The organism is Massilia rubra (genome assembly GCF_011682065.1).
GTDB lineage: Bacteria > Pseudomonadota > Gammaproteobacteria > Burkholderiales > Burkholderiaceae_D > Telluria_A > Telluria_A rubra.
On sequence record NZ_VUYU01000033.1, the window covers coordinates 22341 to 41955 of the forward strand.

The 19615-nt window shown below is 62.0% G+C and carries 22 protein-coding genes; 2 read left to right on the forward strand and 20 right to left on the reverse strand.

What is annotated here, in order from left to right; all coding sequences use genetic code 11:
* Window positions 1-91: 91 nt before the first annotated feature.
* The 20 genes from F0185_RS29860 to flhD form a co-directional block, all read right to left on the reverse strand.
* Window positions 92-838, reverse strand: a complete 747-nt coding sequence (locus tag F0185_RS29860) for a YwqG family protein (protein ID WP_167231441.1) — start codon at window positions 836-838, stop codon at window positions 92-94.
* A gap of 248 nt (window positions 839-1086) precedes the next feature.
* On the reverse strand, window positions 1087-1437 hold the full coding sequence (locus tag F0185_RS29865; RefSeq protein ID WP_167231444.1) for a hypothetical protein: 351 nt from the start codon (window positions 1435-1437) through the stop codon (window positions 1087-1089).
* Window positions 1438-1447: 10 nt separating this feature from the next.
* Complete coding sequence (locus F0185_RS29870; RefSeq protein WP_167231447.1) at window positions 1448-1753, reverse strand: cyclic-phosphate processing receiver domain-containing protein; 306 nt, start codon at window positions 1751-1753, stop codon at window positions 1448-1450.
* Between the two features lie 43 nt (window positions 1754-1796).
* Entirely contained in the window at window positions 1797-2150 is a 354-nt protein-coding gene (locus tag F0185_RS29875) for a hypothetical protein (RefSeq protein ID WP_167231450.1), read from the reverse strand.
* Between the two features lie 139 nt (window positions 2151-2289).
* Entirely contained in the window at window positions 2290-3498 is a 1209-nt protein-coding gene (locus F0185_RS29880; protein WP_166886871.1) for an EAL and HDOD domain-containing protein, read from the reverse strand.
* Between the two features lie 75 nt (window positions 3499-3573).
* A complete protein-coding gene (gene cheZ, locus F0185_RS29885; RefSeq protein ID WP_167231453.1) occupies window positions 3574-4227 on the reverse strand; it encodes a protein phosphatase CheZ in 654 nt (217 codons plus the stop codon).
* A 2-nt stretch (window positions 4228-4229) separates the two neighbouring features.
* Entirely contained in the window at window positions 4230-4628 is a 399-nt protein-coding gene (gene cheY / locus F0185_RS29890; protein ID WP_054267179.1) for a chemotaxis response regulator CheY, read from the reverse strand.
* A gap of 138 nt (window positions 4629-4766) precedes the next feature.
* Complete coding sequence (locus F0185_RS29895) at window positions 4767-5831, reverse strand: protein-glutamate methylesterase/protein-glutamine glutaminase (protein WP_166886867.1); 1065 nt, start codon at window positions 5829-5831, stop codon at window positions 4767-4769.
* A gap of 30 nt (window positions 5832-5861) precedes the next feature.
* A complete protein-coding gene (gene cheD / locus F0185_RS29900; RefSeq protein WP_187362689.1) occupies window positions 5862-6470 on the reverse strand; it encodes a chemoreceptor glutamine deamidase CheD in 609 nt (202 codons plus the stop codon).
* Window positions 6471-6499: 29 nt separating this feature from the next.
* Window positions 6500-7345, reverse strand: coding sequence for a CheR family methyltransferase (locus tag F0185_RS29905; protein ID WP_167231456.1), 846 nt, complete (start codon window positions 7343-7345; stop codon window positions 6500-6502).
* A gap of 53 nt (window positions 7346-7398) precedes the next feature.
* Window positions 7399-9102, reverse strand: a complete 1704-nt coding sequence (locus F0185_RS29910; protein ID WP_167231459.1) for a methyl-accepting chemotaxis protein — start codon at window positions 9100-9102, stop codon at window positions 7399-7401.
* Between the two features lie 95 nt (window positions 9103-9197).
* Entirely contained in the window at window positions 9198-9692 is a 495-nt protein-coding gene (locus F0185_RS29915; protein ID WP_167231546.1) for a chemotaxis protein CheW, read from the reverse strand.
* A gap of 34 nt (window positions 9693-9726) precedes the next feature.
* Complete coding sequence (cheA, locus tag F0185_RS29920; protein ID WP_167231462.1) at window positions 9727-11889, reverse strand: chemotaxis protein CheA; 2163 nt, start codon at window positions 11887-11889, stop codon at window positions 9727-9729.
* Between the two features lie 55 nt (window positions 11890-11944).
* Window positions 11945-12310: a response regulator gene (locus F0185_RS29925; protein ID WP_054267173.1), complete on the reverse strand. Its 366-nt coding sequence runs from the start codon at window positions 12308-12310 to the stop codon at window positions 11945-11947.
* Window positions 12311-12369: 59 nt separating this feature from the next.
* On the reverse strand, window positions 12370-12918 hold the full coding sequence (locus tag F0185_RS29930) for a chemotaxis protein (protein WP_167231465.1): 549 nt from the start codon (window positions 12916-12918) through the stop codon (window positions 12370-12372).
* Window positions 12919-12946: 28 nt separating this feature from the next.
* A complete protein-coding gene (gene motB, locus F0185_RS29935; protein WP_167231467.1) occupies window positions 12947-13885 on the reverse strand; it encodes a flagellar motor protein MotB in 939 nt (312 codons plus the stop codon).
* A 56-nt stretch (window positions 13886-13941) separates the two neighbouring features.
* A complete protein-coding gene (gene motA / locus F0185_RS29940; RefSeq protein ID WP_167231470.1) occupies window positions 13942-14802 on the reverse strand; it encodes a flagellar motor stator protein MotA in 861 nt (286 codons plus the stop codon).
* A 185-nt stretch (window positions 14803-14987) separates the two neighbouring features.
* Window positions 14988-15812 carry a class I SAM-dependent methyltransferase gene (locus tag F0185_RS29945; RefSeq protein ID WP_167231473.1) on the reverse strand — a complete coding sequence of 275 codons (825 nt, stop codon included), beginning with the start codon at window positions 15810-15812 and terminating at the stop codon, window positions 14988-14990.
* Window positions 15809-16414, reverse strand: a complete 606-nt coding sequence (gene flhC / locus F0185_RS29950; RefSeq protein WP_167231476.1) for a flagellar transcriptional regulator FlhC — start codon at window positions 16412-16414, stop codon at window positions 15809-15811. The genes F0185_RS29945 and flhC overlap by 4 nt, the downstream gene beginning before the upstream one ends.
* A gap of 54 nt (window positions 16415-16468) precedes the next feature.
* Window positions 16469-16786: a flagellar transcriptional regulator FlhD gene (gene flhD / locus F0185_RS29955; RefSeq protein WP_166886849.1), complete on the reverse strand. Its 318-nt coding sequence runs from the start codon at window positions 16784-16786 to the stop codon at window positions 16469-16471.
* A gap of 638 nt (window positions 16787-17424) precedes the next feature.
* Here flhD and kynU point away from each other — a divergent pair.
* The gene (gene kynU / locus F0185_RS29960) at window positions 17425-18663 is read left to right on the forward strand and encodes a kynureninase (RefSeq protein WP_167231479.1); all 1239 of its coding nucleotides are present in this window, start codon (window positions 17425-17427) and stop codon (window positions 18661-18663) included.
* Window positions 18664-18685: 22 nt separating this feature from the next.
* Window positions 18686-19528 (forward strand): tryptophan 2,3-dioxygenase, encoded by an 843-nt coding sequence (kynA, locus tag F0185_RS29965; protein ID WP_167231483.1) that lies wholly within the window; start codon window positions 18686-18688, stop codon window positions 19526-19528.
* Window positions 19529-19615 lie beyond the last annotated feature (87 nt).

Sequence of the window (19615 nt, forward strand, 5' to 3'; positions counted from 1 at the left end):
CCGCGTCACTTTTCCGCAACAGTACTCCACCGGGGTCTGACCTCTGATTCGAAAGATTTCTAATCAGAGGTCAGACCCCGGTTGGGAGGCACTATCCGGCATCGCAGCGCAGTTCACTGAAGTCGGCTTCCTTGAGCCTGTCTTTGTGAATGAACACCATCAGCTTGGCGCCGTCCTGCCAGCACCATTGCAGCGCCTCATGCGAGACGAGCGTCAACAGGCTTACCCAGTCCTTTTCCGGTGTCGGATCGTACGCCAGGGAATCGAACGATGGGTATCCAAGCAAGTAATCATCGGCGGCGAATGGCGATAAAGCGCTGAGCACGCGGTCCGCCTCCTCGCTGTAATGCTCGAACGGCCAGTCATTGCGCAGCTCGTAATGCCGGGGAATACTCATCCCCGCTTTGAAATCGATTGCGACGCTGTGCTGGACCGGGTCCCCGTCACCACCGATAAACTGCGCCAATTGCTCAGGATCGTCCCAATAATAGGCGACGACAAAATCGGGATCTCCCCAAAAACACACGCCATCCTCGTCTTCCGCATAAAACAAGCTCAACATGCCGGTGCCCGGCAACGCCGACGGCGAGCTAATGTCACCGAAGTTGACCTGCCCGAGGAAGCGGTACGGGCCGACGGCATGCGCCGGCCACGCGAAGCCGGCCGGCACCATCGGGACGCCACCGAACCTGCTCGCCGCCGGTGCTGGAGCGACACTTTCCAGCAGGCTGATCTCGATGCAGGGTTGCGCAATGTCACGCAGGTAGTCGAGGTGCGCTGTCAAAGGCGCAAGTTCCCCGGATACCGGGATCATGCTGGCAAGGGCCTCGATATTCATCGCAATCATCTTTCTTAGGTAGCAAACCGACACCGGGGTCAGAGCTTTAACTCGAAACATTGTTAAATTGCCGCCATACTGACGCAAGGCCGGGGACGATTTGTCAGTTCTGCTAAGGGCACGCGACGCTTTCTTCAGTTTGCCGCAACATTTATCCATCGGCCTCAGCGCCTTAACTGGAAATCTTTCGAATTAAAGCTCTGACCCCGGTGGGAGGAAACTGGTTCACATTGGAAAGCCTGGCGTGCTCAGAATCTGCCTTTGAACTTGCAGTTGCCGGCGCCCCGCTTGGGCGACTTGCAACGCACGACGCGCGCTGTACCGTCGGCGTCGCTGGTGATCTCTACCGCGAACAGGCGGCCATCGACGCAACGCGCACTCCACAGCGCCGTGCCGCCCTCGTCGCTGCCCTGGTAAATCGCGCGCTTGATGCCGATGCATTTGATCCCGGCTTGCTTGACCATCTCTCCCAAGGCCGCCTGGCGCTTGGTTTGCGTCATCTTGGCGATGTGCAGGTGGACCGGATTGGCACAGGCCGCTCCAGACAGCGCGGCGATCAGGACGCCCGCGACCAGGCGTGATATCAGTTGTTTCCCCACAAAACTTCCCTTATGCATTGCCGGCGCGGCCGGCGTACCGTTCGATTGTTCGGATTCCCGCTTCCATTTTTTCGCGCGCCGAGGCGTTGGCCGAGTGCACCCGCATCGCTGGCGCCCGAAAGCCAGCCGTCATGACTTGCTCCTCGATCCACAGCACCACGTCATACCCCGTGCCGCGCGCGTCGTCGCCCAGGTCGTGATCGAGGCTGATCTCGGTGACGTCGCCCGTGCGCAGCAAGGCGATGGCTTCCTCCGGCCAATACACGCGTACCCAGCCGTCCGGAGTGCGGCGCTCGTCGTCCAGGTACACTTTCATGCACACCTGCGGCGCGCCCGCTTGCGCAGCGCCACCGTCGAGCCTATTTTTTGAATTTGGTAAAGCATTTTTGGCCAGATACGGACTTGAGCACAGCGCAGCTGATAATGCGGGTCGAGCCGCCCGCGTCGTTGTTGACCTGGATCGCGAAGGTCGAGCCATCCGCGCATTTGGCGTTCCAGATGGCATTGTCTTTCTGATCGCTACCCTGATAGAAGGTTTGCGTGACAGCGGTGCATTGTTTGTTGGACTTGGCCATAAACTTGGTCAACAGCGCTTGCCGCTTCGCTTCCGTCATCGACATGAGTTGCTGGTGTGCCGGATTGGCGCTGGCGCCCAGGGGGATTGCCAACAACATGGCGCCCGCGACGATGAATGAAGCAAACTTGTATGTCATACATATCCTTTAGCGTAAAAGCGGAATGCCGTCGACGCGGCGTCATACGGCGCCGGGGTCTGACCTCTGATTCGAAATATTTCGAATCAGAGGTCAGACCCCGGTTGGGCAATGCAAGCTGCTGCGGCCAGGCCGATGGTCAGGTGGTCAGGTTCTGGGCCCAGGCCAGTGCCGACAGGTGGGCCTTGTTGACGTCCACCGGTGCAATGTTGATCGACTTGGCCAGCGAGGCCACCAGCTGCGAGTTGAGCTCGCACGCTTCGGCCAGCGCCAGGTAGGGTCCGTACGCGCCGCCACGGGTGAGCAAGGCGCGCACCACTTCATCGGGCAGCTGGATGGTCTCGAGCACTTCTTTCATCGATAAGCCGAGCAGGCGATCGAGCAAGGAGAACATGCCGGCCATGAACAGGTTTTCGCTCTCGCTGCGTGGCAAGCCTTTGTTGCCGAGCAGTTCGGTCAGGCGGCCGCGCACCACGGCCGTTTCCATCAGCACCGGCGAGTAGCCGCTGGTGCTGGCCGTGGCCAGCAGCAGGGTCAGCCAGCGGTACATCGGCGAATAGCCGAGCATGGTGATGGCCTGGCGCAAGGATTGAATCTCGCGCCCGACCCCGAAACCAGCCGAGTTGATGAAACGCAGCAGCTTGTAGGAGAGTGCCGGATCGCGCTTGAGCACGCTTTCGATCTTGGGAATGTCTTCGTTCTTTTGCACCATCTGCATCAGTTGCAGGATGATGGTCTGGGCCGGGTTCATGCCCTTGACCGGAATCCCAGGACGCGGGGTCAGGTGCAGCTTGCCGACAAAGGCGTCCAGGCCGAGCGCGGCGCAGGCGTCGAAGTCGGCCCAGGTGGTGACCGGACGGCCGACCATGCGCACCGACGATTGCTTGGCGGCGGCGTAGGTGCGGGCCTGGGCCGCCACGTCGGCGCCCGAAAAGCGCACTTCGATGTAGGAGGCGCTCATGCCGAGGTTCTTGCCCAGGTGGGCCAGGTCGCCGTCGCGCACCGAGATGCCGACGCCGCCGGCGCGCAAGCCCTGTACCGCCGCCAGGGTGTCGGGGTCGGCCAGGTCGGACGCCTTCATGGTCAGCACGGTGCGCTCGGGCGGCATGGCGAACAGGGCGTCGGTCGAGAGCATGTCCGGGACCGCGTCGAGGAACAGGATCTTGTCCTTGAGCAGCCAACCGTGTTCTTCGTCGTTGACGTTCTCGGCGACGAAGCCGATCAGGGCTTCGAGCTCCTCGTCGGTGACGGCTTGCCCCTCATGGTGCTGCCAGGATAGTTCATAACCGATCACGCGCTGCTTGGGATCGAGCAGGGGTTCGCGGACGATAAAGTTTGATTCGTGCATTGTATGGGTCGTGTAGGTGATGCCATGCGAAAGCGGGGCAATGCGCCCCGCCGCAAGCTGAAATTCTCAGCCTGCTTAAAAGCCCAGACTGTCCAGCAGATCGTCGACCTGGCCCTGGTTCGAGACCACGTCGTGCCGGGTCGGGTCGATCTGCGGGCCATTGAGCAGCCCGTTGTCGTATTCGCGCTTGACCTCGGCCGGCGCAAAATCGACCAGCATCTGCACCAGTTGCTGTTCCAGGTTGCGGGTAATGGTGGTCACCTTGGTGATCACTTGCCCGGTCAGGTCCTGGAAATCCTGGGCCATCATGATGTCCATCAGGTAGCCCTTGGTGGCGCTGCTGGCCGTGCGCGCCTGGCTCATGGCCGCCACGCTGCGCTCGGCCAGCGCGCGCCATTCGGCGTCGCTGGTGGCGGGCGCGTCGAGCAGCGCTTGCCACGAGGCGCCCAGGGCGCCCGCGCCGCTGTCGATCTGGTCCTGCAGCGGGCCGGCCGCTTCGGTTGCGGTGAGCACCTTTTGCGCAGCCTGTTCCGACAGGCGCGCGACATAGTCGAGGCGGTCGCGCGCGTCAGGAATGTCGCTGGCGGCTTTTTCGATCAGCTTGTCCAGGCCCAGGCCGCGCAGGCTGTCGTGCAGCGCGCGCGTCATGTGTCCGATCCGGCTGAGGAACTCGTCGTGCACGCCCGGCTCTTCCGACTGGCCTGCGCCTGCGCTGAGGTGCTCGCTCATGGTCACGCTCCGCTTTTTTCGAGCTTCTCGAAAATCTTGTTCAGCTTTTCATCGAGCGTGGCCGCCGTGAACGGCTTGACCACGTAGCCGTTCGCGCCCGCCTGGGCGGCAGCGATGATGTTCTCTTTTTTGGCCTCGGCCGTGACCATCAGCACCGGCAGCTTGGCCAGCGCCGGGTCGGCGCGGATGTTCTGCAGCATGGTCAGGCCATCCATGTTCGGCATGTTCCAGTCCGAGACCACGAAGTCGAATGTTTCGCTACGCAGCTTGGCCAGCGCCATGACGCCGTCTTCCGCCTCGTCGACGTTGGCATAACCCAGTTCTTTCAACAGATTACGCACAATGCGACGCATCGTGGAGAAATCGTCAACAACTAAAAAACGCATCTTTGGATCGGCCATTAAATTACTCCGTTGATTCTCTTACTATGGTTATTGACAGACTTCCCCTACTGCGGAAGCAGACTAAAGGATAGCAGTTTTGTTGCTGTGAAGCGAATAAACGAGCAGCAAAAAGACAGTAATTCGGCTCAAATCGGATCAAACGCGCAACGCACGGCTGCCATGCGTTGCCAGATAGCCAAGGACCATGCCCGGCAGCGCGTTCAAGGGGCCCACTTCGTGGGTGCCGCCCATCGCAATCGCTTCGCGCGGCATGCCGAAAACCACGCACGAGGCCTCGTCCTGGGCGAAGTTGTAGGCGCCCGCCGTTTTCATTTCGAGCATGCCGGCCGCGCCGTCCTTGCCCATGCCGGTCAGGATCACGCCGACCGCGTTCTTGCCGGCCGCCTGGGCCGCCGAGCGAAACAGCACGTCGACCGAGGGCCGGTGCCGGTTGACCGGGTCGGTCTGCTCGATGCGGGTGACGTAGTTGGCGCCCGAGCGCGCCAGCAGCAGGTGCGAGTGGCCGGGGGCGATGTAGGCGTGCCCGGGCAGCACGCGCTCGTCGCCGGCCGCTTCGCGCACGCTGATCTTGCACAGGGTGTCGAGGCGGCGCGCGAACGAGGTGGTGAACCCTTCCGGCATATGCTGGGCGATCAGGATGCCGGGGCAGTCGGACGGCATCTGCATCAGGAATTCGCGGATCGCTTCGGTGCCGCCGGTGGAGGCGCCGATGATGATCAGCTTTTCCGACGAGGTGAGCGGATTGCGCAGGGCCGGCAGCGCGCCGCTCGCCTTTTCGGCGGTGACGGTGCGCGGCTTGATGCGCGCCTTGGAGGCCGCGCGGATTTTGTCCGAGATCAGTTCCGTGTATTCGCGCATGCCGCTCTGGATCGAGATCTTCGGCTTGGTCACGAAATCGACCGCGCCCAGTTCCAGCGCGCGCATCGTGATTTCGGAGCCGCGCTCGGTCAGCGAGGACACCATCACCACCGGCATCGGTCGCAGGCGCATGAGTTTTTCGAGGAAGTCGAGGCCGTCCATCTTGGGCATCTCGACGTCGAGCGTGAGCACGTCCGGGTTGGTCTGCTTGATCAGCTCACGCGCCACCAGCGGATCGGGCGCCACGCCCACCACTTCCATGTCGGGCTGGCTCGAGATAATCTCGCTCATGACGCTGCGGATCAGCGCCGAGTCGTCCACGATCAGTACTTTGATCTTCATAGCGTGCTTTCAGTGTGTCGGTCAGGACGGTCAGAACAGGTCGATCTCGCCGCCGACCGGCTGCACCTTGAGGCGGCTGGCGTAATCGAGTTCGCGCCGCGCCAGGGTATCGTTATGGGTTTGCATCAGCTTCTTGACCAGCACCTTGCCGGTGCGCGGGAAGAAGTACACCTTGCGCGGCCAGATATCGTTCAGGTCTTCGGCCACCACGCGCATTTTTTCGGTCTTGAGGAAGCTCATCACGAACGCCGCGTTGCGCTCGCCGACGTTGATCGCGGTAAAACCGCGCAGCACCGCGCCGCCGCCGAACACTTTCGCTTCCATGTTCTCGCGTCGCGCGCCGGCCTTGAGCAGGTCGTTGATCAGCACCTCCATCGCGTACGTCCCGTAGCGCATCGAGGCCGAGATCGGGCTGTTCGGGTCACTGCCGCCGTCCGGCAGCATGAAGTGGTTCATGCCGCCCAAGCCGGTGACCTTGTCGCGGATGCAGGCCGACACGCAGGAACCGAGCACCGTCACGATCAACATGTCCTTGGGCGTGTAGTAGTACTCGCCCGGCAGGATCTTGGCCGCGTCGCAGTCGAAAGTGCGGTCGTAATACACGTTGGTTGCGAATTGTTCTTTGATTTCGATAGCCATGTTCAATTCTCAGTTCGGTGCGGGTCGCATCAAGGCCGGCGACCATCGAGTTCGTACACGGTTTTGCCACGCAGTTTGAGCGACTCCGACACGTACAGAAAATTTTCGGAGTGGCCGGCAAACAGCAGTGCGTCGGGCTTCATCAGCGGCACAAAGCGCGAGAGGATCTTGCGCTGGGTCGCCTTGTCGAAGTAGATCATCACGTTACGGCAAAAAATGACATCGAACGGGCCTTTCAAGGGCCAGCCGTCGCCCAGCAAATTGAGCTGCTTGAAGGTGATCAGCTGGCGCAGTTCGGGACGCACCCGCACCATGCCTTCCTGCTCGCCCTTGCCGCGCAAGAAAAAGCGCCTGGCCCGTTCGGGCTCCATTTTTTCGATGCGGTCGATTCCGTACACCCCTTGCGCACCGGTGGCCAGCACATTGGTGTCGATGTCGGTGGCGATGATCTGCACCGGCGGCGTGAGCGTGTTGAACGCTTCGCACACGGTCATGGCGATCGAATACGGTTCTTCGCCGGTCGACGCCGCCGAGCACCAGATCTGGATCGGATGGTCGCGCAGCTTCTTTACATGCTCGGCCAGCAGCGGGAAGTGGTGCGCTTCGCGGAAAAACGAGGTCAGGTTGGTGGTCAGGGCGTTGGTGAACGACTCCCACTCCTCGCCCAGGCGCCCCGCTTCCAGGTCGTCCAGGTAGCGCCCGAACGACACAATGCCGGTGGCGCGCAGGCGCCGCGCCAGGCGGCTGTAGACCATTTCCTGCTTGCTGTCGGCCAGCGAAATGCCGGCGCGCTGGTAAATCAGCGCGCGCACGCGCTCAAAATCACTTTTGGTGAAGTTGAATTCCTTGACGGTGTCGGTTTTCGTTTGCGTCACTGCTTCACCCTGTTTTCATGTTCACTGCGCGTGCCGCCAAGTGGCCGGACCGTTCAAAACTCTTCCCAGTCGTCGCCGGGCGTGGCGGCGGCCAGCTTGCGCGGCTTGGCCGCTTGCGCCGGACGCGCCACTGTCGCCACCGCGCGCGAGACCGGCCGGGCAGCGGCCGGGGCTGCGCGCAGCGGCACCGCCGTCGCGCTCTTGCGATCGTCGCCACTGAGCTTGAAGATGCTCACGGCGGCGGCCAGCAACTGGGCCTGTTCCTGCATGCTCTCGGCGGCGGCGGCGGCTTCCTCGACCAGGGCCGCGTTCTGCTGCGTCATTTCGTCCATCTGGGTGATGGCCTGGTTGACTTCTTCGATGCCGTTGCTCTGTTCCTGGGTCGCCGCGGTGATCTCGCCCATGATGTCGGCCACCTGCTTGATCGAGGTCACGATCAGGTCCATGGTCTGCCCCGCTTCGTCCACCAGCTTGCTGCCGGCATCGACCTTGTCGACCGAATCGCCGATCAGCGACTTGATTTCCTTGGCCGCACCGGCCGAGCGCTGCGCCAGGTTGCGCACTTCGGACGCCACCACCGCGAAGCCGCGCCCCTGTTCGCCGGCGCGCGCCGCTTCCACCGCGGCGTTGAGCGCCAGGATATTGGTCTGGAACGCGATGCCGTCGATGACGCCGATGATGTCGACGATCTTGCGCGAGCTTTCCTTGATCGAGCCCATGGTGTCGACCACCTGCGACACCACGGCGCCGCCCTTGACCGCGACCGACGACGCCGACACGGCCAACTGGTTGGCCTGGCGCGCATTGTCGGCATTTTGCTTGACGGTGGAGGTCAGTTCCTCCATCGAACTGGCGGTTTCTTCGAGCGAACTGGCTTGCGACTCGGTGCGCGAGGACAGGTCGGCGTTACCGGAAGCGATTTCCTGCGAAGCCACCGTGATCATCTCGGTCCCGGAGCGCACGTCGCCCACGGTTTTCGACAGGCTGTCGTTCATGTCCTTGAGCGCCTTGAGCAGTTCGCTCGTTTCATCCTTGCCCGCGACCCGGATTTCGGAAGTCAGCTCGCCGGCGGCGACCTTCTTGGCCACGGAGACGGCGCCCAGCAAGGGCACGGTGATCGAACGGGTGGTGACCAGTGCGCACACCACGCCCAGCGCCACGGCCAGCGCGCACACCACGAACATGATCATGCCCACGCGCTGGTCCGCTTCCACCGATTTTTTCAGGAAGTCGTCGGCTTCGACCTGCTGCTTGTCGACCAGTTTGTTCAATACTTCCAGGGTCTTCTGGTTCAGCGGGTCGATGCGCGTGGCGATCACCTTGGCCGCGCCCTCGCTGTTAAACGCCAGCACCTGGCCGATGGCTTCCTTGAAGGCGGCGTCGACTTCCTTGTCGAGCGCGGCGACGTCGGCCAGCAGCTTGGTTTCGGCTTCATCCAGGCCGGTGGCCTGCAGGCGCGTGCGCGCCTCTTCATACCGCTTGCTCTGGACCTTGACCTTGTCCTGTTCCTTCTGCATCAGCGCAACGTCGGACTGCAGGCCGATATTGCGCATGGCGATGCCGGTTTCCAGCATCGCGCCCTTCATGCTGGCCGCATGCAGGTTCTGGGCGCTGGAACTGGCCAGGCCCGTCATCAGGCTGTTCTTGTTGCGCGAGTTAAGCACGCTCGCCATCAACGCCATCGCGACCAGGATCAGCAAAATACTGCCGAATCCGAACGCCAGGCGCGTACCAATTTTATAATCGCGCAGATTCATGTTTTCTCTCCTCGATACGTCGTATGGATAGGAACGGCGGCTTCTGGCGAACCGCTCGCTCCGGCGTTGCTGTCAATGCGTCAATGGCCGTCGTCTTATGCGGCCAGTTTTTCGATCAGGCCCATTTCGCTCGACGACATCAGCTTGTCGATGTCGATCAGGATCAGCATGCGCTGGTCCACGGTGCCCAGGCCGACCAGGTAGTCGGAGCCGAAGGCGGTGCCCATTTCCGGGGCCGGCTTGATCTGCTCGGGGGTGAGCGTGGTCACGTCGGAGACGCTGTCGACCACCACGCCCATGATGCGGCCACCGATGTTGAGGATGATGACGACCGTGAACTGGTCATACACCGGGGTGCCGAGGTTGAACTTGATGCGCATGTCCACCACCGGGATGATGATGCCGCGCAGGTTGATCACGCCCTTGATGAAGTCGGGCGCGTTGGCGATGCGGGTGACCGCTTCGTAGCCGCGGATTTCCTGCACTTTCAGGATGTCGATCCCGTATTCTTCCGAGCCGAGCGTGAAGGCCAGAAATTCGCTGCCTGCGCCATCTTTGGCTTCGCCGTTCTTGGAGGAGGTTGAGGTCATGGACATGATAAATTCCTATCTGGTTTGTTGTACGTTAAGAGAAGATGGCGTCGTCGGCCAGCTGGCGCGAGGAGCGCATCAGGGCCGTGACGTCGAGGATCAGCGAGACGCCGCCATCGCCGAGGATGGTGGCGCCGGAAATCCCGGTCACCTTGCGATAATTCGATTCGAGGTTCTTGACCACGACCTGCTGCTGGCCGACCAGGTCGTCGACGAACAGGCCGGCCTTGCGCCCGTCCGACTCGAGGATCACGACGATGCCTTCGCACGGGTTGGTAAAGCGCGGCGTGATGTCGAACATCTGGTGCAGCGGGATCAGGGGCAGGTATTCGCCGCGCACCTTGATCACCGGGCCGCGGCCCGAGATTTCCTTGATGTCTTCCGGGGCCGGCTGCAGCGATTCGACCACGAAGCCGAGCGGCAGGATATACACTTCCTCGCCGCAGCGGATCGACATGCCGTCCAGAATGGCCAGGGTCAGCGGCAGCGAAATCGAGATCGTGGTGCCGAAGCCTTTGGCCGAGCGGATGTCCACCGAGCCGCCCATGGCCATGATGTTGCGCTTGACGACATCCATGCCCACGCCGCGTCCGGACACGTCGGTCACCGTTTCGGCGGTCGAGAAGCCCGGCGCGAAAATGAGCTGCCATACTTCGCCGTCGGTCATGCTCTCGCCCACCGGCAGCCCGTTCTGGGCCGCCTTGGCCAGGATCCGTTCGCGGTTCAAACCACCGCCGTCGTCGGACACTTCGATCACGATATTGCCGCCCTGGTGGCCGGCCGAGAGGAACAGGCGCCCCGCTTCGGTCTTGCCGGCGGCGGCGCGCGCTTCCGGCATTTCGATGCCGTGGTCGATACTGTTGCGCACCAGGTGGGTGAGCGGATCGACGATGCGTTCGATCAGGCCCTTGTCCAATTCGGTGGCGGCGCCATGGGTGATGAAATCGACCTTCTTGCCCAGTTTCGCGGCCAGGTCGCGCACCATGCGCGGAAAGCGCGAGAACACGAAATCCATCGGCATCATGCGGATCGACATGACCGCTTCCTGCAGGTCGCGCGTGTTGCGCGTGAGCTGGCTGACGCTGTTCAAGAGCCGTTCGTGCAGCATCGGGTCGAGCGCGTCGCTGCGCTGCTCGATCATGGCCTGGGTGATCACCAGTTCGCCGATCAGGTTGATCAACTGGTCGACCTTTTCGATCGACACCCGGATCGACGACGATTCGGCGGCGGCGTGCTTGTCGTCTTTTTTCGCGACGGCTTTCTTCTCGGCCGGCTCGCCGATCTCGAGCGGCTCGGCGCGCGCGCCCTGCACCGCTGCGGCGGCAGCCGCGCTGTTACCGATGGGAGCGACAATGCCGGCCGTGGCGCGGATATGTTCGATCGGCTGGAAAAAGCCGTAACCGCGTTCCTCGTCGGTCTGGGCCTGGGTCGGGGCGTCGATCGGGTCGAAAAAGCCGTAACCCATGTCGTCTTCGATCTTGGCCCGTTCGCGGTCTTCGATGATCTGCTGCTCGGGCGTGAGCGCCGGCGCCTCGAAAATTTTCAGGTCGTCGGGGTTGAGCACGAACGAGCAGATCGCAATGATGTCTTCCAGCGACTCGTGCGTGGTGACGGTGATCGCATGCCGGTCGTCCGGCAGCGGCATGACCGACACGCGCCCGAGCAGGCCCAGTTCGGCCGTGAGCGCATTCACATCGCGCTGCTCCACATGCGGCATCTCGATGCGAAAGCGCCGCCCGCCGGTGCTCACGTTGGCCTTGATCGAACTCTGGATGAACGAGGGCGCCGGCGGCGCGGCCACCGGCACCACATCCTGCGAGAGCTCTTGGAGCATCATGCGCACATTGGCCACGGCATCCTGGTCGACGTGGGCGCCGTTGCGATGGCCGTCGAGCTGCATCTTGAGGATGTCCTTGGCCGCGAGGAAGGCGTCGACGTGTTCGGCGGTGAGCGCCATTTCGCCTTTGCGGATGCGGTCGAGCAGCGACTCCAGGAAATGGGTCACTTCGGTCATGTCGTTCAGGCCGAACGTCGACGAACCGCCCTTGATCGAGTGGGCGGTGCGGAAAATGGCGTTCAGGTCTTCCGGATCCGGCGACGCGATGTCGACGGCCAGCAGCAGACGCTCTTTTTCGGCCAGCAGTTCTTCGGCTTCATCGAAGAAGACCTGGAAAAACTGGCTTATGTCGATGGTCATGGTCAGACTCCGTGAATTTCGCGATGCATCATGGCGCGTGCTCCCACCCGGTTCATCAACCGATGACTTTTTTGACGACTTCGATCAGGCGCTGCGGGTCGAACGGCTTGACCAGCCAGCCATTGGCGCCGGCGGCACGTCCCTTGGTCTTCATTTCGTCGGACGATTCGGTGGTCAGCATCAGGATCGGCACCTTCTGGTACGCGGGCAGGCCGCGCAGCAGTTTGATCAGGGACAGGCCGTCCATGCGCGGCATGTTCTGGTCGGTCAGCACCAGGTCGACCGTTTGCTGCTTGGCTTTTTCGAGCCCGTCCTGACCGTCGACCGCTTCCACCACGAGGTAGCCCGCGGCCTTGAGACTGAATGCCACCATCTGGCGCAGCGAACTGGAATCGTCGACTGCGAGTATTGTTTTAGCCATTTTTGCTCCTGCTTTTTTTAAATCGGGGGCACTGCGCCCATAATCATCGAGAGTGAACCTTAGAACAGTTCTATGTCGCCACTTTCCAGATGCTGCTGATTGACTGCTTTTCTTAGTACACTGCGTAATTCGAGCGACTGGATCGCCAGCGCCATGCTGACCTTGCCGAGCAGCTCGACGATTTCTTCGCTGCCCGTCTCGGGCACGATGTCGGCGCCGTGCGCCCCCAGGGTGCCGAGGAACTCGCGCAAACCGGTCACCCGTTTCAGGGTGCGGTCGATCAGCTGGCTCGTCATGTCCTGGAACTGCATGCTGGTGATCGCCGTGTTCACATGCGCGCCGATCTCGCCCGACATGGCGCTCAGGCGCGCGCTCTCTTCCGGGCTCGGCGTGCCGCCGGCCAGCAGCAGGTTGATGGTGTCCTGCTGGGCCCCGACGGCGGTGTGGATGGCCATGAAACTGCTGGTAAGCTTGTCGATGGCTTCCTGCAGCAGCAAATGGGTCTGGAGCAGATCGGTCTCGACTTCCGTCAGGTGCTTCTTGCCGTGATCCGACACGCCCGACAGCAAGCGCTTCACGTGCGAGCCCAGTATTTTCTTTCTTGTCATTCGCCCTCTCCCGTAACTTCCCTGGCCATCATGGCGCCGCCTTCGTTGCTGCCGGCGCTGCCGCTGGCGGCGTCGCGACGCCCGACTGTTCCGGCACCTCCATCGAGGCGCCGTCGCGCATGACCGCTTCTTCCGTGCGCTTGTTCATGACAATGATGCTGATGCGCCGGTTCGCCGCACTGAACGGATCCTGGCGGTCCAGCGGCGCCGCCGCGGCCAGTCCCACCACGCGCAGGATCTTGGCGTCGTTCATGCCGCCGATGACCAGTTCGCGCCGCGACGCATTCGCGCGGTCGGCCGACAATTCCCAGTTGCTGTAACCGGTGTCGCTCATGTACGGGGTCGAATCGGTGTGGCCCGACAGGCCGATCCGGTTCGGCACTTCATTCAACACGATCCCGATCACGTGCAGGATGTCGCGCGTGTACGGCTGCAGTTCGGCCTTGGCCAGGTTGAACATCGGCCGGTTCAATTCGTCCACGATCTGGATGCGCAAGCCTTCGCTGGTGATATCGAGCAGCAGCTGGTTCTTGTATTTTTTCAGCAGCGGATTGGCCTCGATGGTCGCTTCCAGCTTGGCCTTGAGCGTCTTGAGGCGGTCCGCCTCGGCCGCTTCCAGCGCCGCCTTGGCCGCCTTCAGGTCGAACGACTTCTTGTCCGGGTTCTCGCCGCGCTTGACCTGGCCGGTGCGGCGCGACAAATCCTGGCCGCCGCCCTGCAGGATCGAGGAACTGTCGCCGCTGCCCGAGCCGCCCGCCAGCGCCACCTTCAGCGGGGTCTGGAAAAATTCCGAAATGCCGTTCAAGTCACCCTTGCTGGTCGAACCCAGGAGCCACATCAGCAGGAAAAATGCCATCATCGCCGTCACGAAGTCGGCGTAGGCGATCTTCCAGGCGCCGCCGTGGTGGCCGCCGGCGGTCTTCTTGATGCGCTTGACGATAATCGGCCGCAGGCCTTCATCGGACATATGCGCTCCGTCTGGTCGGCATCATGCAAGGGGCTAAGTGGCTGGGCATGATGGGCTTATTTGGTCTTCGATTTCTTGATGTGCTCTTCCAGCTCGGCGAAGGTCGGTCGCTCGGTCGAGTACAGCACCTTGCGCCCGAATTCAACCGCCAGCGCCGGCGCGTAGCCATTCAGGCTTGCCAGCAGGGTCACTTTGACGCACTGGAACATCTTGGTCGACTCTTCCAGCTTCTGTTCGAGCAGGCTGGCCAGCGGGCCGACGAAGCCGTACGCCAGCAAAATCCCGAGGAAAGTGCCGACCAGCGCCTTGGCGATCAGGATGCCCAGTTCGGCCGGCGGAATGCCGACCGACTCCATCGTGTGCACCACGCCCATCACCGCCGCCACGATGCCGAACGCCGGCAAGCCATCGCCCAGCTTGGCGATGCAATGGGCCGGAACCGCGCCTTCGTGGTGGTGCGTTTCAATTTCGTTATCCATCAGATTTTCAATCTGGAAGGCGTCCATATTTCCCGATACCATCAAACGCAGATAATCGGTCATGAATTCGACAATATGGTGGTCGGCCAGCACGCCGGGATATTTGGAAAACACCGGGCTTTGTTCCGGGTTTTCGATATCGCCTTCGATCGACATCAAGCCTTCCTTGCGCACTTTGGAAAGGACGTCGAACAGCAGCGACATCATTTCCATGTACAGGTCCTTGGTATAGCGCGAGCCCTTGAACAGGCCGGGAACCGCCTTGAGCGTGGCCTTGATCGATTTGCTGTTATTGCCGACAAAAAAAGCGCCGAAAGCCGCACCGCCGATCATCACCAGCTCGAGCGGCTGGAACAGCGACCCGAGGTGGCCGCCACTGGCGGCAAAGCCGCCGAAGACGGAACCGCAAACGATGATGTATCCGAGTATGACTAACAAGTGCGCTGACTCCCAGGTTGGAAAGAGCTCGGGCAGCGCCCGACGTTTTAAAGAAAACAACGCCAATATATGAATGGCAATGAATGCTGTCGTTTCTTTAAATTGCTCGATTCATTTAATTTACATACGGAACTACAATAGCGTGAGACGGCCCGAGCGGCAAGGAAAACCCTGCCGTCTGTCTCCTAAAAGTGCCATCCGTAGAGAGGCGCGCCACGCCCTGTAGGCATAAGAATAATATCCGGCGTTTTTTCCGTTATCAGAAACTCATAACTGAGCAAAATGCTACCGGGACGCATCTCTTTTGAGGCCTTGTTCCATAAAGCACTCATTGGCGCCGGCGACAGATAAGCGAACACCGCATCGTAGTTACTTAAATCAAGATTGTCGTAATCGCCACGCACAAAACGCGCGCGACTTGCGCTCAGCCGGGCGCGCAAAAAGCTCAGCAGCCAGGGTAGCGGCGCCAGCTCGATGCCCACAAAATGCGACTCCGGCCGGCGGCGCGCCATCTCCATCGTAAAACCGCCCAGGCCGCTGCCGATATCGATCACCAGCAAGGGTTTGCCTTTGGGCAGCAGCTTGTCGACTTCATTCCAGACCCACTTGCCGGACGGGTAGTACGGCACCTGGGTGCGGAAGGTGGACCAGTACAGCGCCAGCAGGAACAGGAACACGCCCAGGAACAGCAGCGGAGGCAGGTTCAGCTCGAACACGAGGCTGAGCGCGCCGGTCAGCGCCAGCGGAAACACCAGCTGGATCCCGAGCCACCACACGGCCAGGCCGCGCAGGCGCGTCATGGCGCAGGCGACGATGCCCTGCACCAGGGCGACATCGGCATACGACAGGATGGCGCCGCTGCGCGCCAGCAGGAACACGATGAGCAAGGTCAGCGGAAAAGCCAGGCATTGCAGCAGCAGCGCCTGCACCGCGGGGGCACGCCAGATGCGGCGAAGGGCAAGGCTTGCGCCCTGCCCTTCGGAAGATGTGCGGGAAGGTTTGCCGGTCACGCGTTCAGCAGCGCCGTCGCGGCGGCGTGCGCGTCCCTGGCCTCTTTGGCGTCGCTCGCATCCTTGGCGTCCTTGGCATCCTTGACCTTCCTGGTCTTGCCGGCGCGCGAAGGCATGTTGCACAGGCCGCACTGATACGCGTGGTTCAGGTCGAGGCAATCGACCACGAACTTGCCCTGGCACTTGTCGCACGGGGCCATGGCCAGCATTTTGCTCTGGAAGAAGCGCACCAGGGTCCACGCGCGGGTGAGCGAGAGCAGCGCTTCGACGCCGGGCTCGGGCGGCATTTGTTCGAGGTACAGCTTGTAGGCCTTCATGACCGCTTCGATACCGGTGGCGCCGGCATGATCGACCAGGAATTTATGGATATTGATGAACAGCGAGGCGTGGATATTCGGCTGCCAGGTGAGGAACCAGTCGGTCGAGAAAGGCAGCATGCCCTTCGGCGGCGAGACGCCCTTGAGTTCCTTGTACAGCTTGAGCAAGCGTTCGCGCGAGAGCGACACTTCGGTCTCGAGCAACTGCAAGCGGGCGCCCAGGTTGATCAGCTCCATGGCCAGGCCGATTTCCTGGGCTTCCGATACGACGCTTTTCTTGGCCATGAGCTCTCCCGAGGTTGCTGTTGTCGGCCGCGAGCGCGGCAAACCAGGCAACGCTTAAACGATTTCTTCGACTGCCTGGCCGGCCATCAGGATGGCGGCGTGGGACTGGGCGAGGACGCGGTCTTTGCTGTTGCTGGTCAACATCGACAGAATAGCACCATCATCGAAGCGGAAGCGCGCCAGCATCATATTGCCGCCAGCCAACTTCAAGATCTGGGAATTGCTCATGTTTTCGATCAGTTCGGCGATGTCCGCCGAAATCCCGAGACGGAAGATCGCGGTCACTTTGTCGGCGCGAATCATCTGCTGGGCGAGCATCAGGTAGCTCAGGTTCGCATCACGAATTTCAGCCATCATGTCGTTCGCAGTCATTTTCCGTCTCCTTCAATCCGTTGAAATCTGGCGCTGTGTTCGTATTGCCAGTGAGATAGATTCTGACTGTACAGCAACAATACGAGAATAGGCGCGCGCCTGTATTTTGGGTGAGGTACAGATGAGGCAAGTCCGTAGGTGTTCGTCCTACGAACCCTGCCGGATCATGGTCGCGCCCCTATGAAAACGGGGCGGAGAAGCTGATTGTGGGGCGCTGTGTAACTGACCCGTCGACGCGGTTTTTCTGTCGTCTTGTACCGGTTACGTCAAACTTTTGGAGAACTTGAGGGTTTTTTCGAAATAGATTCAAAAAAACTGAAAATAGTTTGAAAGTCCCGCGTGTCTGACTCGGTAACGGCGGGTGGACGGGGAACTTGAGGGGAAGTTGAAAAATATGTTCACGCTCAGTGCTCAGGTCGTTTCCGTAACGCCCCGTTGTTCTCGCCGCCAGCTCGTCGTTCCCGCGAAGGCGGGAACCCAAGTACGTGCCGACGCCACTAGCGGATCAATCAACTTGGGTTCCCGCCTTCGCGGGAACGACGGGACGGGGGCCATTCCCGCCTCCCGCCTTAATTTTCTTGCTACACTGCCGCATTGGCTCAAATTACATGAAGCCTAAAGTATTTCTAAGGTGAACGATGAACCGTAACGACTGCCTTGCCCTCGACGCCGGCGATGCCCTCGCCCCCCTGCGCCAGCACTTCGACCTGCCCGACGGCCTGATCTACCTCGATGGCAACTCGCTGGGCGCCCGCCCGCGCGCCGCCCTCGCGCGCGCCCAGGACGTCATCGCCCGCGAATGGGGCCGCGACCTGATCACCAGCTGGAACACGGCCGGCTGGTTCGACCTGCCCAAGCGCCTCGGCGACCGCCTCGCCCCGCTGATCGGCGCGCGCGCCGGCGAAGTCGTCGTCAACGACACCACCTCGCTCAACCTGTTCAAGGCGCTCGCCGCGGCCCTGCACATGCAGTCGGGCTCGCCCGGGCGCAAGGTCATCGTCACCGAACGCAGCAACTTCCCCACCGACCTGTACATGGCCCAGGGCCTGACCGGCTGGCTCGACCGCGGCTACGAGGTGCGCCTGGTCGACTCGGTCGAGGAGCTTGCCGGCGCTGTCGGGCAAGACTGCGCCGTCGTCATGCTCACCCACGTGAACTACCGCACCGGCTACCAGCACGACATGGCCGCCATGAGCCGCCACGCGCACGAACAGGGCGCGCTGATCCTGTGGGACCTGGCCCACTCGGCCGGCGCCGTGCCGCTCGACCTGCAAGGCGACGGCGCCGACCTGGCCGTCGGCTGTACATATAAGTACCTCAACGCCGGCCCCGGCGCACCGGCCTTTATCTGGGTGCCCGAGCGCCACCAGGCGGCCTTCACCCAGCCGCTGTCAGGCTGGTGGGGCCACGCCCGGCCCTTCGCCATGGCGCCCGAATTCGAGCCGGTCGCCGGCATCGGACGCGCGCTGTGCGGCACCCAGCCGATCGTCTCGCTGTCCCTGGTCGAATGCGGGCTCGAGATCTTCGAACAAACCGACATGCACGCCATCCGCGCCAAGTCGCTGGCCCTGACCGATTTGTTCATCGCCCTGGTAGAACAACGGTGCGCCAGCCATCCGCTGGGCCTTGCCACCCCGCGCGAGCATGCGCGGCGCGGCAGCCAGGTGAGCTTTACCCACCCGCACGGCTACGCGGTGATGCAAGCCCTGATCGCGCGCGGCGTCATTGGCGACTACCGCGAGCCGGCCATCATGCGCTTCGGCTTTACGCCGCTGTACACCAGCTTTGCCGACATCTGGGACGCGGTCGAAATCCTGCGCCAGATCCTCGATGACCGAGCCTACGATGTTGCCGCCAGCCGCGGCGCAGTAACCTGACCGAACAGCCTGAAAGCGAATCATGTCCGATGAAGCAAAATGTCCGGCCCAATGGCACGGCGCCAAGATGGATTTCAGCGAAGCGATGAGCTACGGCGACTACCTGGGACTCGAGCAGATCCTGGGCGCCCAGCATCCGCGCTCGCCCAACCACAATGAAATGCTGTTCATCGTGCAGCACCAGACCAGCGAATTGTGGCTCAAGCTGATGCTGCACGAATTGCACGCGGTGCGCGCCAACCTGCGCGCCGGGGAACTGGCGCCGGCCTTCAAGATGCTGGCCCGGGTGGCGCGCATCATGGACCAGTTGGTGCACGCCTGGGACGTGCTGGCTACCATGACGCCGACCGAATACACCGCCATCCGCCCATTCCTGGGCGCGTCGTCGGGCTTTCAGTCGCACCAGTACCGCGAGCTTGAATTCCTGCTCGGGAACAAGAACGCGGCGCTGTTGAACGTGCACGACACCGCGCCGGCGGCGCACGCGGTGCTCGATCGCGAACTGCGCGCGCCCTCGGTCTACGACGAAGCGGTGATGCTGCTCGCGCGCAGCGGCTTTGCCATCGCGCCCGAACGCCTGAACGCCGACTGGACCCTGCCGACCCGCGCCGACGACTCGGTCAAGGCGGCCTGGCTGACCGTGTACCAGGACCCGTCGCAGCACTGGGCCTTGTACGAACTGGCCGAAAAGCTGGTGGACATGGAGACCGCGTTTCGCTTCTGGCGCTTCCGCCACGTGACGACGGTCGAACGCATCATCGGTTTCAAAACCGGCACCGGCGGCACGGCCGGCGTGAGCTACCTGCGCAAGATGCTCGACGTGGTGCTGTTTCCGGAGTTGTTCTCGCTGCGCACGGCCCTGTAAGCGGTACAAGGGCGCCTGGGAAGGTCCCCATCCCCCGGGCGACGACTCCATGATCAGCCAGCCGGTATCCTGAATACTTGCAGTAAA